The following is a 14,399-nucleotide window of genomic DNA, read 5'->3' on the forward strand; positions in this document are numbered from 1 at the left end:
CCGCTATTAAGACAGCGTCTGACGTTTGCGGTGCAAAAAAGCGTGACCCAAGCAGCCGCTGGACAGACTAGTGGCTAATAGGTAGCGTCGAACGTCTTCACTGAACTGTTACCGCAGTTGGGCCTGGCTTCATCAATGTCAGGTTTAAACCGACAGTGATGTCGCCGGATAGTAGTCAGGCGCATTAGTTGGAGGAGTTGCAATGACAGCAATCGATGTGAAATCCCGATTCGAAGCAAAGCTACTTCGTCCGACAAAGCCAGGTAATGATACGTCGTGGGCGTTCGTAGTACTGCCAAGAGACGCGAGTGAACAGCTTCCGAGGCGAGGAAGGACGACAGTTGAAGGCACCATCAATGGGCACCACTTCCAGGCAACCCTTGAGCCGGATGGTCAGCTGAGCCATTGGTTGCAGGTAAGCAGAGAGTTACTCGAAGCTGCAGGCGCGGCCGTTGGGGACACCGTTACACTGGAGCTCGCCCCTGTGAAGAAGGAACCCGAGCCTGAGATCCCAGCCGATTTTCAGGAGGCACTGGCAGCCAGTCCTGAGGCTCGTAAAGTCTGGAATAATACGACGACCATCGCACGAGTAGACTGGATACACTGGATTACTTCAGCCAAGCAACTTAAGACGCGCGCAAAACGAATGGGTGATGCGTGCGATATGCTTGCATCCGGCAAGAAGCACGTTTGCTGTTTCGACCAGTCCGGCTTCTACAGTAAGGCCTTCCGTGCGCCCGAGGCAGATAGTTTTTAAAGGGGGCATTACGTGGAATACGCCGGACAATGCGTTCACATCGTTCGCTTCGTTCACCGAGGCCGGCTAAGCCGGCCTTTTGGCTTAGTTGTCATGAATGTCTGCAAAGGGTAGTGGCAATCGCCATACCCCTCCTCTCTCGCCCCCTGCTGTCCCTTCACGCTCACACCGGATCCATTGCCTCGACCACGCCCATATCCTCACCCAAAAACCCACCACTTTGATGCTGCCACAGCCGTGCATAGAGTCCGTTCTTTGCAAGCAATTCGGTGTGAGTGCCCTGCTCGATGATGCGTCCGTCATCCATGACGATGAGCCGGTCCATCGCCGCAATCGTGGACAGCCGATGAGCGATGGCGATCACGGTCTTGCCCTGCATCATTTCATCGAGGCTTTCCTGGATCGCGACTTCGACCTCCGAGTCCAGCGCGCTGGTGGCCTCATCGAGAAGCAGAATCGGGGCGTTCTTAAGCATCACACGGGCAATCGCGACGCGTTGACGCTGGCCGCCCGACAGCTTGATCCCGCGCTCACCCACGAGGGTGTCGTAGCCGGTGTGGCCTTGCCGGTCACTCAGTTGGCTGATGAACTCATGAGCCTGAGCGTTGGCCGCCGCATGGCGGATCTGCGCGTCGGTCGCATCGGGACGGCCGTAGGCGATGTTGTCGCGAATGGAACGGTGCAGCAGCGAGGTGTCCTGCGTGACCATGCCGATGGCGCTGCGCAAGCTGTCTTGCGTCACGTGTGCGATGTTTTGGCCGTCGATGCGAATCTCTCCGCTGTCGACGTCATAGAAGCGCAGCAGCAGGTTGATCAGCGTGGATTTGCCGGCACCGGAGCGGCCCACCAGACCGATTTTTTCGCCCGGGCGGATGTTCAGGCTCAGGCCATCGAGCACCTGGCGTTCGCCACCGTAGTTGAAGCTCACCTTATCGAAGGTGACCGCCCCGCCGGAGGTCGCCAGCACGCCCGCGTCCGGCGCATCCTTGACCTTGGGGCCACGGGTAAAGGTGGCCATACCGTCCTGCACGGTGCCGATGCTCTCGAACAGCGCGGTCATCTGCCACATGATCCAGTGCGACATGCCATTGATACGCAACGCCATGGCGGTGATGGCCGCCACGGCACCTGCGCCGACCTCGCCTTGGTGCCATAGCCACAACGCATAGCCACCGGCGGCCATGATCAACGCCACCACCAACGCCTGGTTGACGATCTAGAACTGGCTGACCAGGCGCATCTGGCGGAAACCGGTTTGCTTGAAATCCTCCATCGCGGCACGGGCGAAATGCGCTTCACGATTGGAGTGTGAGAACAGTTTCACCGTCGTGATGTTGGTGTAGGCGTCGGAGATACGCCCGGTCATCATCGACCGCGCATTGGCCTGTTCCTGCCCGACTTTCCCCAGGCGGGGCACGAAATACAGCATGGCCAGCCCGAACAACGCGACCCAGGCCACGAAAGGCAGCATCAGTTTCAGGGAGAAGCCGCCGGCCAGGGCGATGATCGCGATGAAATACACGCCAATCCCGGGGGCGATCTCGATCAGGGTGAACAGCACGTCGCGTACGGCCAGCGCTGTCTGCATCACCTTGGTCGTGACCCGGCCGGAAAACTCATCGGAAAAAAACGAAAGGCTTTGCCGCAGCATCAGGCGATGGAAGTCCCAGCGCAGCCGCAGTGGCAAGTTAATCGCCAATATCTGGTGCTGCACCATGGTGCGCAACGCCACGAGCCCGACACTGCCCACCATGACAATGCCCATGCCCCACAACACGCGACTTTCCTGCACCGCCGCTTCACCGCCGGCCTGCCAGGTCGAGAGCAGGTCCACGACCTGCCCGAGGAAGGAAAACAGCCAGGCTTCGTAAATCGACACCGCGGCACTGAGCAGCGCCAGCGCAAGGATGTAACCGCGGGCGCCACGCGTGCACGCCCACAGGAAGCGAGCCAGGCCGGCGGGCGGTGGTGGCACCTCGTCAGGAGGAAAAGGGTCGAGCCTTCGTTCAAACGCACGAAGCATGGTGTTCTCCAAAACGGTCAAGTTGAGGAGATTCTGCCATTGAACGGTTGCAGGAAGGCTGACAAAAATGACGTCGATCAAAAATGGAGTCGTGTCGCTCAGTACCGATAGGTTGCCTGCACTGAAATTCCATTCGCGCTGTTTTCGTAGTTGGCACTGTATTCAGGTTGAAGACCGGAGTCGTTCGACTGCTTTACCGAGACGTTCGAATCCCAGAGATAGCCATAAGCAAAGTCGATCGTCAGATCGGCATTCGGGGAGTAAGCGCCGCCCAAGGTCACGGCCTGGCGATTCCCGACCGGAACACGCACGCTGCGATCGGCATTCCTTATGGGGGACGGGTCATAGGCGTAGCCTGCGCGCAGCAGCCATTGCTGGTTCAATTGATAGGAGGCGCCCACGGCGGTGGCCCAAGTGTCACGCCAGTTCATTTCTTCGGTCACACTTCCCAGACCCGCCGCCTGGCCCAAGGGTGAAAGACCGCTGTTGACGGCCTCGACCTTCTGGATCCGGCTCCAGCGTTTCCAGGTGGTGCCCAGGTAGCCCGTCCAGCGACTATTGAAATGATGGGTGATCGACGTGTCCACGGATTCGGGCATGGTGATGTCTATCTTGTTGTCATAGTTTCCGTCCAGCGGGACAACGCTCGGCGAACCGGAAACCTCAGTGTGTCCTTTGAGCTCATAACTCACCTTGGAGTGATAGTTAATCCCCCAACGGGTCGCCTCACTCAAATCAAACAAGACGCCGACGTTGTAGCCAAGTGCGGTGTCATCGCCTTTGATGGTGACGAGCGTGTCCTGGCCGTTGTTCAGGGCGCCGGTGGCCAGGTAATTCTGAAGCTTTGCATCGAAACGGTTTAGGGTCGGCCCACCACCAATGGACACGTAATCATTGATTCGCCAGGCAATGGTGGGCTGCAGGGTGACTTCCTTGGTCGTGCTATAGGAACCATGGTAACGGCCCTGAAAACTGCTCTCGTAATCATTGATCAGACCACTCGGCGCATAGAGACCCAGGCCAATCGAAAAACGATCATCAAGTGGCGTCGACATATAAGCGAAGGGCACAACCCCCAACGGCACCGAGTCCCCCTTATTCGTACCGGGGGCACTGCTTTGCGCATGGCTGATGTCGTCGCTCACCGAGACGACTGCGGCGCCGCCGGAAACCTCACTGCGCTTCAACTTGGTCAAGCCTGCCGGGTTGCCAAAGATGGTGCTGGCATCCAGCGCGGAAGACGACCTTCCGGCATAAGCGGTTCCCGCGCTGCTTGCACTTTGTTCGTTCAAGGCAATGCCATTGGCCGCCGCACTTGTGGAAGCGCTGAGTATTGCGGCGGCACCTGCGAATTTTATCCAGGAGTTGATCGGTTTCATTTCCCACCTCGTATTGTTTTTATTGATTGGTGCGCAGGCAAAGCTTCGCCTTCCGGTGCACTTGGCAGTGCCGGTTGGCATGGATCGACGTTGTGAAAAAGGCCCCGGTTGATGAGTACCAGGGCATGTTTGCTTAACTTACGGAGGCGAAGTCACACTCATTCAAGCCACTCCACTTGAAAGCTATAGCGCCCTAGAAGCAGGGCCAGTGTTTCCTGATTGCGTCCCGCCCGGATGCAGGCGACCAGACCGCGCCGTCCATCCTGTACCACCGCTACGTCAACGTCCTGCAGACACAGACGGTCCACTTCCTGCCGGACGACTCTGGAAATCTCCCGCTGCTGCAAGGCAGGCTTGAATATCTTGCCCACGGCGGTCAGTGGCAACGCGTCGAGGATTTCAATGCGCTTGGGAACGGCTGCCCGCTCGCTGATGTTGAGATGCGCGAACGCCTCAAGCTCTTCTGCGTTGCAGGCATGCCCAAGGCGCAGTTGAACGTAGGCGACCGGTACTTCGCCCGAATAGGCATCGGGGCTGCCGATAGCAGCGGCCAAGGCGATGGCGGGATGCGCCTGCAACGCCTCCTCGATTTGCTTGGGATCGATGTTATGGCCGCCACGGATAATCAACTCCTTCTTGCGCCCGGTCAGCCAGAAGTAACCCTGCGCATCCTGGCGACCCAAGTCGCCCGTGTTCAGCCAGCGTTGACCGTCGATATCGATCCAGAGGCCCTGGTTATGACGCGCCTCCAGATAGCCTTCGAAGAGGTTCGGTCCACTGATCGTGATCAGGCCGATCTCATCCACGCTGGCATCGCGCAGGTACTCCCCGGCATCATCGAGCAAGACCGCGCGCATGTTCTGGTAAGGGATCCGTATCCCGATGGAGCCGATGCGGCGCTCGCCATGGGGCGGATTGACTGAGGAGACGCAGGCGCCCTCAGTCAGACCATAACCTTCAAGGATCTTTACCCCGGTCCGGCGCTCGAACTCGCGGAAAAGCTCAGCCGGCATCGGTGCGGCGCCACACATTGCGTAGCGAAGGCTGGACAGGTCGCGGCCCTCACATTCATTTTGCAGAAGTGCGGCATAGACCGTTGGCACGCCGGAAAAGAAGTTGATACCGAAGTGCTCGACCATCTCCCAGAATCGTGAGATCACCCCCTCGCCACGATAGCCATGAGGCGTCCCGAGGATCACATGGTCGCCTTGCGTCCAGGGCATCAGTCCCGTCACCAGTTGCCCATTGACATGGAACAGCGGCAGACCACAAAAGATCACCTGACCACTGCTGCGTGGCTGCATATGGGCAGCCATGGCCCACGCATTGAATACTTCCGAGCCATGGGTACGTGCGGCAATCTTGGGGAGCCCGGTGGTGCCGCCCGTACAGATGTAGGAGGAGCATTCATCCTGGCGGATTTGCCGACCGCTCTTCAGGTAGGTGTGCGGCTGAGTGTCCATCAGCGCACGCCAATCGTGGATCGCAATACCGCTGTGCAAGTCTCGTTCTTTCAGTGCCATGGCGTTCCGGGCCCCGCGCACTGATTCTGCGCCATAGGGTTCCATACTGACCCAGACAACCGAGTTGACCGTGGGTAACTGATCCAGCTGCGAAGCCAGTTTGGGCCACAGATCGCTGCCCGCCGTCGGCGCGAGTGTCACCACCACGGAGACCTTGGCGGCATTCAGCAAGGCCGCCATTTGCTTGGCCTCAAGCAGAGGATTGATCGCCATGACGATGCCCGCTGCCTCCCCGCCCCATAGCGTGAAGTGGGTTTCCGGCAGGTTGGGCAGGATGAAGGCAATCACCTCACCCGGTGTTATGCCCAAGTCATGGAAGGCATTCGCCGCGCGGGTAATCTCCCCAAAGAGCTGGGCGTAGTTCCACTCATGGGTTCGCTTGAAATCGGCGGCATCGGCGAAGAAGCTCAGCGCCGGTGCCTGGGGGGTGCGCTCGACCGCCAGACGCAACGCTTCATAAGTGCTGCAAGCCAGTCCATGGTCCGACAAGGGGACTCGCTCGATACTTTCAATGTCGTTCAGGGTCTGCACAACCATCAGGCTTCCCCCACGACTCGGTTGCGTTGCACACCAAGGTCAATCACACCATCGGCACTGCGAATTCGCGCCTCGACCACGTCACCCGCCTTGAGGTACTGAGTCCGTCCCTCTTGCGCCTTGAGAAAGAGCTTCCACTTGGTGGCTTCTGGCAAAAGGGCTGCAATGCGCATTTTGCCAGGCGAAGGAATCGTTAGCGCACAGCCGGCAGGCGTGCCCGTGGCGATCAAGTCTCCGACGGCGAGATCTTGCACGGCGGAGAGCTCGGTCAGGGTTTCAGCGGGGCCGTAAACCAGGTTGGCCGTGCTGTCGTTCTGTCGCACCTGTTCGTTGACGGTCAGGCGCAGCTGCAGTGCCTTGAGGTAATGCATGCTCTTGGCATCCAGCAGGCAGAGGTAAGGACCGACCGGGCCGAACGTGCGGAAGCTCTTGCCCTTGTAGAATTGCATCTGGGGAATCTGAATGTCGCGGGCCGAGTAGTCATTGACGATGACGACACCGGCGATGAACTCATGCAGATTGGCGTCAGTGACCGACACGGAACCGCTGATCGCGCGTTTCATCACCAGGCCCAGTTCGATCTCGTAGTCGAGGAAGCGCACGGTGCGCGGCTTGATCAGGTCGCTGTCAGCCGCCACCAGGCAACTCGTTGCCTTGGTGAAGATCATGTTGAATTTCTTCGCATCCGGGTCCATGCCGGACTCGATCATATGCTGCCGATAGTTGGCGCCCTGGCAAACGAACTGCTGGTTACGGGTCACCGGCGACAGCAGTTTCACTGCGCCCTCCTCCAGTTCCTCGCCTTTGAGTTGAGCGAGGTCGTCGATACTGTTCTGGCGGATGAAGTCACCGGTGGTTTCAAAAACACCGGGGATGACTGTGATACGGCCCTGGCGAAGCACGCCCCAGTGGATACCGTTCTGAAATTCAAAGCGGACTACGTGTACAGCAGACATTGAAGGTACTCCTGGAGCGGCGTTTGTCCCGCACTCGACGGCGCGAGAACTTTGGTGTTGTTCTGTGGGGGGCTGGCGGATCTAGCCAAACATCCGCATAAGCGTTATCAACTTGCGAATCGTCAGGTCCGGACTGCGTCGCAGGTTGAGGAACAGCGCACGAAGATTGCTCAAGCTCATCTTGGGCTTTGTAAAACTCTTGGGCATGCGCTGCCCCCACTGCGCCATTGCTTCGGGGCTTACCGGGTGGATACCCGTAGGCCGAGTGGCCGTGAACAGATCTCCGTCGCAGTAATGCTCGTGCTTGTCACCCCAAGGGTCTTGCCAATAATCGAAGATCTGACTGCCCAGGATGTGTCGGCCAATGCCCCATGAATGCTCCCATCCTCGCTCGCGCAGGACGCGTTGCCCCATGCCCACCGCGTCTGCATCGACGACCTCATAGGCGCTATGGCTGTAGGTCGCCATGAACCCTTGAGCGATCGCGAGCGTATGGTGCGCGGCGGGACTGTCACCGAGATCGAGGCGCATGAACGCGACGATAGGCGTGCCGTCGGGAAGCACCTGTACATCGCTGGGAATGAACCCGAAATGCTGCGTATACCAGGCGCAGGTCGCCTGGTAGTCGGCCACTTCAATCACGATGTGGCCAAGCCTGAGCACTTCTGGCGGCGCAATTGGCGGGCGCTGCGTGGCGTTGATTCGCGGTTGCTCGTGCGCCAGATTCCAAGGGAGAGGCGCTCTATGTTCAAGCGTTTCACTGGGCGCCTGGTCGCAAACGGCTTCCACAATAAAACCGGAAGGATCGGTCAGTCTGACGCAATACCCGTGGCCAGGATGTTCCGACTTCTCTACCGATGACGCCCCAGGGATTCGAGCGAGCTTTTCCAGATCATGCAGAGACTGCACGGCGAGTCCGAACCCGATAAAACGTGCATCCTCGGCACGATGCACACGGTAGCAATATGAAGTGGCGTCGGTGGCCCGCAGATAGAGTGTCTCGGCGTCCTGCCGACTGACCGTCAGGCCGAAGTCGCTCAGGAAACGCGCCGCCTCATTCATGTCCGGCCGTTGGAAGATCAGATGCGTCAGATCCTGAGCCTTCACCGTCGGCTGCGGATGCCGCGCGGGGTGTGGTGTCGTCAACCGGTGCAATTCGTTTGTGTTGTTCATTGTTGTTGTTTTCCGGGTTTTTAGGGCAAAGCTGTCCCGCCCCCCTGAAAAATCAGGGGGTTTATCCAGTCAAATCAGTGACGAGCTCAGTCGAGAGACGGCAGTACCGGCAACTCTACGGTCGCCAGTGCACGAGCCTCCCCGGGTGGCACACCCAATGCCCGCAGTACCAGCTCGGCGGTGTCAGAGCCCGATTCGCGCCACGTTCGGTGACCTTCCAGTACCAGGAAAATCGAGCCCAGGACGCTGCTCGATATCAGCGTCAGCACTGAGAGCAATTGCTCCTGCGCAAACGTGTAGCGCCCGGTGGAAAGCCCGCTCAGAAGATCGGTTGTCGCCTGGCTGCTGAACATTTCGCGCAACGAAGCATTGCTCATGGCGAATTTATGGATGAAGGCCCCCCACTGGGAGTCTTCGTGCGCTCGGCGAATGAAAAGGCGAATGCCGTTGGCAAGGCGCTGAGCGGGATCAGACAGTGCATCAAAGCTCTTGTTGACGCGCTCATGCATCTCCCTCGCGAGATGGCTGGCGACCGCCTCGAACAGGCTTTCCATGCTGTCGATGTTGCTATAAACCGTTCCGCGCGCCACGCCCGCCTCTTGTGCGAGGTCGAGGATGTTCACTTGTGAAGTGCCTCTTTCAGCGAAAAGGCGAAAGGCGGCTTGATGAATGCGGCGCTGTGTTGGATTCAGGGATTCCACGGTTCTCTCTCCAGGATTACCTCATGGAGAGATTGAACACCCGTGTTCAATTGACATCAACAGAGTTTTTCAAATTAACGACGAAACACTCAGTGATAGCTGCAATAAATTAGTGCTGAGGATGAATTGAGAGGCTTGGTAAAGCTCGATACGAATGAACACACGTGCTCATTCGTATCCAGCCTGGCAGATCGAGGGTGACACCCGATCAGGCGGGTAGCGGCTTTCCGGCGATTTTCCGGGCTTTGGCAGGCGTAACGCCCAGGGCCTGGAGAATCATTTCGGCGACCCGCACATCGTGCTCCACCACCGCACGCCCCTCGACCACTGCGCGCATGGCTCCGGTTGTGCACGACAGAACGATGTCGAGGGCAACCCCTTCGTCCTCATAAGTCAACGTGCCCGCACGCTGCCCATCACGCAGATCGCTCATTACATGAGTCGCCAATCGCGAGCGCATGGCCTGGTCGAAATGGATGATGCGCAGCAATGCATTCGCCCATTGGTGATCAGCGGCGGCCCGACACACAAACATGCGTACGCCAATCGAAAGCCGCTGTGCTCCGCATTTCACGTCCGCGTTCAAGACGGAAATCGCGTCAGAGAACTCGGCGGCCATGGCAATCCCCACCGCCTCCAATACTTCGTCGCGCGTTCGGAAATAGTTGTAGATGGTGCCATTGGATACCGCGGCTTCCGCGGCCACCTCAAGCAGTGCGATCTCCCCCACCTCCTTGCGTGCGACCAGTCGCAAGGCCGCATCTACCAGACCGCGACGGGTGCGCTCGCGCTTCTTGTGCCCTCTGGTGAGAGGTTCTGGTTCATCAGTTTCTGAAGGAGGTAGAGGGGAATGCATGATTAAGCTCGCAATCGAATCGGCTCGTTGATGGTAATGGAAGCGCTGCTCGAAGTGGCGTCATCACTCATCAGCAGGCCCCGGCAGTCTTGAAGGAGTCTGCTGGCCTCTGTGCCAGGGGCGTGGTGCATGATAATACGGTCCGGACGAACGGCAACGAGTGTGCCTTTCGCAGCCAGCGGCAGGATCTCATGGTTCATGTCCTCAATGAAGTCACAACTGCCGCCGGAGCGTTGACCGCGGGGTCTGACCTCCAAAAAGTGGCCCCCAATTTTTTCCCAGGCAACGATCTGATCAGGGGTGAGCAGCGACAACGGGTCAACACCGAATCCCACCAGGGTCAGGTTGTCTCCCAGGGCATCGTCACTCAGCTTGATCTGCTTTTGCAGGGTGCGAACCCAGGCTTGGGGAAAGAGGCTGCCACGGACCAGCTTGTCACCCCGACGATGCGCCACAAACAGGCCGTGTTTGAAGGTGTTCTTCGGCTTGATGTCCAACTGCTCGAAGTGCCTTCTGGTCGCGGGAGTCAACGCCAGCATGCGCATCAGGCCGTGGATGAAGAACGCCGCGATCTTGTTCTTGGGCATCACCAGACGGCCCATGAGTTTTGCCAGGTTGATCATCGCCTGAGCATGCGGGCGGCGCTCTACATCATAGGTCTCGAGTATCGCCGGCGCGGCGTGGCCACGAAGGACCCAAGCCAGCTTCCAGGCCAGGTTGGCACCATCACGCAGGCCCGCAACAAGACCTTGCCCGACAAAGGGCGGGGTGATGTGTGCGGCGTCGCCGACGAGAAAAGTACGCCCCTTGCTGAACCGGTTGCAGCAACGCGCGTGGAATCGATACACCGCCTTGCGTTCGATTTCCAGTTCCAACGGATTGACCCATGGCGCAATGAGTCGGGCGATGCTTTCCGGGCTTTCCAACTCCTCCCGCGATTCGCCGGGGTGCAACATGAATTCCCAGCGCTCCCTTCCACCGGGGGCCGGCATGTGCGGCGTGGGCCGTCGCGGATCACAGATAAATTCAATGTGATCAATGGCGGACTGATGCCGGTTCTTGGCATCGACAATCAACCAATCCTCTGCATAGGTTTGTCCTTCGAACTCCTGGCCGATCAGCGCCCTGACCCTGGAACTGGCGCCGTCCGCACCGATCAGGTACTGGGCGCGAACCGCATGCGATTGTCCATTTTGATCCCGCACGGTGGCGACCACGCACTCCGCCTCCTCAACCAGACTCTCCAGCTCGAAACCACCCAGGCTGGTCACTGATTTCAGCCGGGAAACCTGGCCTCGCATCGCTTGTTCGAGGTCGGGTTGATAGAACGTCACCAGCTTGGGATGGCCATCGATACAGCCCTCGGTATTGGCTCGACCGAATTGCCCGAGGACCGGAGAGTGCATCTTCACTTCAGGAATGACGATTTTCTCGAAAGCGTCTTCCGACAGTCCGGCGAGTTGCAGGATGCGCAGGGCCTCATTGTCCAGAGCGATGGCTCGCGGCATCAGTACGATTTCATGGAGTTTGTCCAGCACCAGGGTCGTCACCCCGTAGCGGCCGAGCAGCGCCGCGATTGTTGCACCGACCGGACCGTATCCGACGACCAGCACGTCGACGGCGGAGGGAGGCAATTCGGAATCTTTTTTGTTGTTGTTCATCTCGAGCCCTTGTTGTGATTGAAGTCGTGAGGCGCGCAGGTCTCATCGTCAGGCAGGGTCAAGGTATGCAAAATTGAGAGACATTTCAATATTGATGTTTTCGTCATTAAAATTTGAGATCATTGAAAAACCGTGATGTGACCGGCCGGACGCGCTGAGATACAGGCGTACACATCCGCTTCCGCCATTCATCGGTTGCAGTGACGAGGTTGTTTGGGCGCGTGGCAGAATTTCAGGTAGTGCGCCGCATCGGGGAAACGTTGAGCGACATCGAGGGTGTTGCCTCTGCGGACGCCGCTAGCAAATGCCTGGCCATGAAGTCGACAAACACCCGCCGTTTCGGCGAGCGAAAGGGGGCTGGCCGGCCAGCCCGCACGGAAGGTGCCGGTATGCTCGACACAGTGCGTAGCGAGTGTGGCGATTGCCCTGGGCATTCTCCCTTCTACGTCCGCTGCAACACCGACTCCCCCGCCTTCGCTGGCAATCGCAGGATGTCCAGCAATGCGACCGCCGCCACCACGGCGACACACAGGAAAGTCAGCTGAAAGTCGACCGTCTCTGCGGTCCCGGTATTGCCATGGATGCTCATTGAAAGGCGCAGCAGCAACGCCCCCACGGCAACCCCCATCGCCATGCTCAGCTGGAAGAACATGCTGAACAAGGTCGAGGCTTCGCTCATCTGTTCCTTGGGGACATCGGCAAAGCCCAGGGTGTTGAACGCGGTGAACTGCATGGATCGCGACAAACCACCGACAAACAGAATGCACATGACCAGCGCCCAACTCATCTGCTGGTCCAGCCAGGCACAGGCCGCTATCGCCAGTACGCCAAGGACACCGTTGATCATCAGCACCGGGCGAAAGCCCCAACGTTGCATCACCAGGGTCGTGAACGGCTTCATGGCCAGGTTTCCGGCAAAGACGGCCAGCACCAGCAGCCCTGAATCCAGCGCAGAAAGCCCAAAGGCCAGTTGAAACATCAGCGGCAGGAGAAACGGCAAGGTGCTGATGGCGATGCGAAAGATCGACCCACCATATAGACAGACGCTGAAGGTGCGGATGGCCAATACGTCCAGCGCCAGCAACGGTTGCCCATGCCGACGCATATGCCGCCAGGCGAGGACACCAAGCATCCCCCCTGCACTGCTGAGCGCCAGTGCCGACAACCCATTGGCCGGACTTTGCCCGAGCAGCTCCATGCCGAATAACAGCGCAGCACTGGCACTGCCCGCGAGCATGAAACCAATGAAATCGAAGGACCGGGCAATAACCTGCTCGTGCCTGGGAATCAGCACAAGTGCAGCGATCAAGGCCAATACACCCAACGGCAGATTGAGGTAGAAAATCCACGGCCAAGTCGCGTGGGTGACGATGAAACCGCCCAGGGGTGGGCCGAGTATCGGGGCGACCAGACCGGGCCAGGTGATAAAGGATATGGCCCGCACCAGGTCTTTCTTCTCGGTCGTGCGCAGCACCGCCAGACGTCCGACCGGCACCATCATCGCGCCGCTGATGCCTTGCAGCACCCGTGCGGCGACAAAGGCCGGCAAGCTGTCACTCAAGCCACAGAGCAACGAAGACAGACTGAACAGCACGATCGCCGAACTGAATACCAGACGCGGGCCGAAGCGATCGGCCAACCAGCCGCTGATCGGAATGAACACCGCCACCGCGAGCATGTACACGCTCATGCCGATGTTCACGTCCACCGCCGGCACGCCGAAGGTTCTGGCCATGTCTGGCAGCGCGGTGGCGATTACGGTGGCGTCGAGGTTCTCCATGAAGAACGTGACCGCGACCAAAAGGGCAATCATTGTTGAGCGACGTTGCGACATCGGTTATCCCCAGCCATGAGCCTCTTCGATAAAGTGCAGGACTGCACTGGAACGCTCGTCAATCCGTGAAATCAGCGACAGCTCACTGACCATTTCCGCTTGGTCCAGGGGCACAATGCGTATACCCGGCATGGTCAGGCGGGTCATGGTTTCAGGCACGATGCTCAGGCCGATGCCGGCGGCTACCAGCCCGGGAATGCTCATCAGCGACGGCACGTACATGATGTTCTGCGGGTGCAACTGGTTTTGCCGGCACGCCTGGAGCGTGTGGGAGGTCAGGCCGATGCCGGCGCTGTCCTGCAGGAACACGAACTTTTCATGGCGCAGCGTGGCCAGGTCTCCGCTGAAGCTGTCGACCAGTTCATGGTTGTCCGGGATCAGCAGGACGAGTCTGGACTGGCTGAAATGATGGGTGCGCAACCGGTCCGGCAGGTGATCCTTGAACACCCTGGCAAAGGCCAGGTCGAGCTTGTGGTCGAGCAACATGTCGAACTGCGCGCGAATGCCGGCGTCCACCAGCGACACCTTGACCTCGGGAAAAGTGCTGAAGTAATGCCGGAGCAATTGCGGCAAATTGGCCTCGAACAAGGCCGAGTGGTAGCCGATGTTGATCTCGCCCACCTCCCCCCGCCTGGCACGCCGGGCTGCAGCGATGGCCAGTTCGCTGGATTCGATGGACTGCCGGGCGTGGGGCAGAAACGCCTCGCCGGCAGCGGTCAACGCCACCCCGCGGTTCTCCCGGCGGAACAATACCAGCCCCAGCTCGGACTCGAGCGTGCGCATCAATTGACTCAGCGCCGGTTGCGCAATGCCCAGTTGCTCGGCCGCGCGACTAAAGTGTTGCAGGTCGGCCGCGACCACAAAGGCTTTCAGGTGACGCAGTTCCATAATCCCTACCCATAAGGCCAGCTTATCTATTTGTCTGGATTTCGATAATTATTCTGCCGAGCGTATGGGTTAACGTCTACTCACTTCGACGTTTCTGCTGGCGCCCTCGCC

10 protein-coding genes and 1 pseudogene are annotated in these 14,399 nt (G+C 59.0%); 1 reads left to right on the plus strand and 10 read right to left on the minus strand.

Annotation, left to right across the window (positions count from 1 at the left end; translation table 11 throughout):
- Positions 1-202: 202 nt before the first annotated feature.
- Positions 203-757: a YdeI/OmpD-associated family protein gene (locus tag BK660_RS03925; RefSeq protein ID WP_123432170.1), complete on the plus strand. Its 555-nt coding sequence runs from the start codon at positions 203-205 to the stop codon at positions 755-757.
- Between the two features lie 163 nt (positions 758-920).
- On the opposite strand, the pseudogene BK660_RS03930 reads toward BK660_RS03925, so the two are convergent.
- The 10 genes and pseudogenes from BK660_RS03930 to BK660_RS03975 form a co-directional block, all read right to left on the minus strand.
- Positions 921-2,780: pseudogene (locus tag BK660_RS03930) on the minus strand (ABC transporter ATP-binding protein).
- A 98-nt stretch (positions 2,781-2,878) separates the two neighbouring features.
- Positions 2,879-4,159, minus strand: a complete 1,281-nt coding sequence (locus tag BK660_RS03935) for an outer membrane protein transport protein (protein WP_123432171.1) — start codon at positions 4,157-4,159, stop codon at positions 2,879-2,881.
- Positions 4,160-4,317: 158 nt separating this feature from the next.
- Positions 4,318-6,219, minus strand: coding sequence for an acyl-CoA synthetase (locus BK660_RS03940; RefSeq protein WP_123432172.1), 1,902 nt, complete (start codon positions 6,217-6,219; stop codon positions 4,318-4,320).
- The gene (locus BK660_RS03945) at positions 6,219-7,175 is read right to left on the minus strand and encodes a fumarylacetoacetate hydrolase family protein (protein WP_123432173.1); all 957 of its coding nucleotides are present in this window, start codon (positions 7,173-7,175) and stop codon (positions 6,219-6,221) included. The genes BK660_RS03940 and BK660_RS03945 overlap by 1 nt, the downstream gene beginning before the upstream one ends.
- Positions 7,176-7,256: 81 nt before the next feature.
- Positions 7,257-8,348, minus strand: coding sequence for a VOC family protein (locus BK660_RS03950; RefSeq protein ID WP_123432174.1), 1,092 nt, complete (start codon positions 8,346-8,348; stop codon positions 7,257-7,259).
- An 86-nt stretch (positions 8,349-8,434) separates the two neighbouring features.
- On the minus strand, positions 8,435-9,049 hold the full coding sequence (locus tag BK660_RS03955) for a TetR/AcrR family transcriptional regulator (RefSeq protein ID WP_123432175.1): 615 nt from the start codon (positions 9,047-9,049) through the stop codon (positions 8,435-8,437).
- Between the two features lie 208 nt (positions 9,050-9,257).
- Complete coding sequence (locus BK660_RS03960) at positions 9,258-9,905, minus strand: TetR/AcrR family transcriptional regulator (RefSeq protein WP_123432176.1); 648 nt, start codon at positions 9,903-9,905, stop codon at positions 9,258-9,260.
- A 2-nt stretch (positions 9,906-9,907) separates the two neighbouring features.
- Entirely contained in the window at positions 9,908-11,566 is a 1,659-nt protein-coding gene (gene mhpA, locus BK660_RS03965; protein ID WP_123432177.1) for a bifunctional 3-(3-hydroxy-phenyl)propionate/3-hydroxycinnamic acid hydroxylase MhpA, read from the minus strand.
- Positions 11,567-12,008: 442 nt separating this feature from the next.
- Entirely contained in the window at positions 12,009-13,400 is a 1,392-nt protein-coding gene (locus tag BK660_RS03970; RefSeq protein ID WP_123432178.1) for an MFS transporter, read from the minus strand.
- A gap of 3 nt (positions 13,401-13,403) precedes the next feature.
- A complete protein-coding gene (locus BK660_RS03975; RefSeq protein WP_123432179.1) occupies positions 13,404-14,288 on the minus strand; it encodes a LysR family transcriptional regulator in 885 nt (294 codons plus the stop codon).
- Positions 14,289-14,399 lie beyond the last annotated feature (111 nt).

Origin of the sequence: Pseudomonas brassicacearum (assembly GCF_003732265.1) — a bacterium.
GTDB lineage: Bacteria > Pseudomonadota > Gammaproteobacteria > Pseudomonadales > Pseudomonadaceae > Aquipseudomonas > Aquipseudomonas brassicacearum_D.

What these genes read in the sequence shown, in the direction of transcription:
- BK660_RS03925 (WP_123432170.1), top strand. Translation starts at nt 203, where the DNA reads ATGACAGCAATCGATGTGAAATCCCGATTCGAAGCAAAGCTACTTCGT.
- BK660_RS03935 (WP_123432171.1), bottom strand. Translation starts at nt 4,159, where the DNA reads ATGAAACCGATCAACTCCTGGATAAAATTCGCAGGTGCCGCCGCAATA.
- BK660_RS03940 (WP_123432172.1), bottom strand. Translation starts at nt 6,219, where the DNA reads ATGGTTGTGCAGACCCTGAACGACATTGAAAGTATCGAGCGAGTCCCC.
- BK660_RS03945 (WP_123432173.1), bottom strand. Translation starts at nt 7,175, where the DNA reads ATGTCTGCTGTACACGTAGTCCGCTTTGAATTTCAGAACGGTATCCAC.
- BK660_RS03950 (WP_123432174.1), bottom strand. Translation starts at nt 8,348, where the DNA reads ATGAACAACACAAACGAATTGCACCGGTTGACGACACCACACCCCGCG.
- BK660_RS03960 (WP_123432176.1), bottom strand. Translation starts at nt 9,905, where the DNA reads ATGCATTCCCCTCTACCTCCTTCAGAAACTGATGAACCAGAACCTCTC.
- mhpA (WP_123432177.1), bottom strand. Translation starts at nt 11,566, where the DNA reads ATGAACAACAACAAAAAAGATTCCGAATTGCCTCCCTCCGCCGTCGAC.
- BK660_RS03970 (WP_123432178.1), bottom strand. Translation starts at nt 13,400, where the DNA reads ATGTCGCAACGTCGCTCAACAATGATTGCCCTTTTGGTCGCGGTCACG.
- BK660_RS03975 (WP_123432179.1), bottom strand. Translation starts at nt 14,288, where the DNA reads ATGGAACTGCGTCACCTGAAAGCCTTTGTGGTCGCGGCCGACCTGCAA.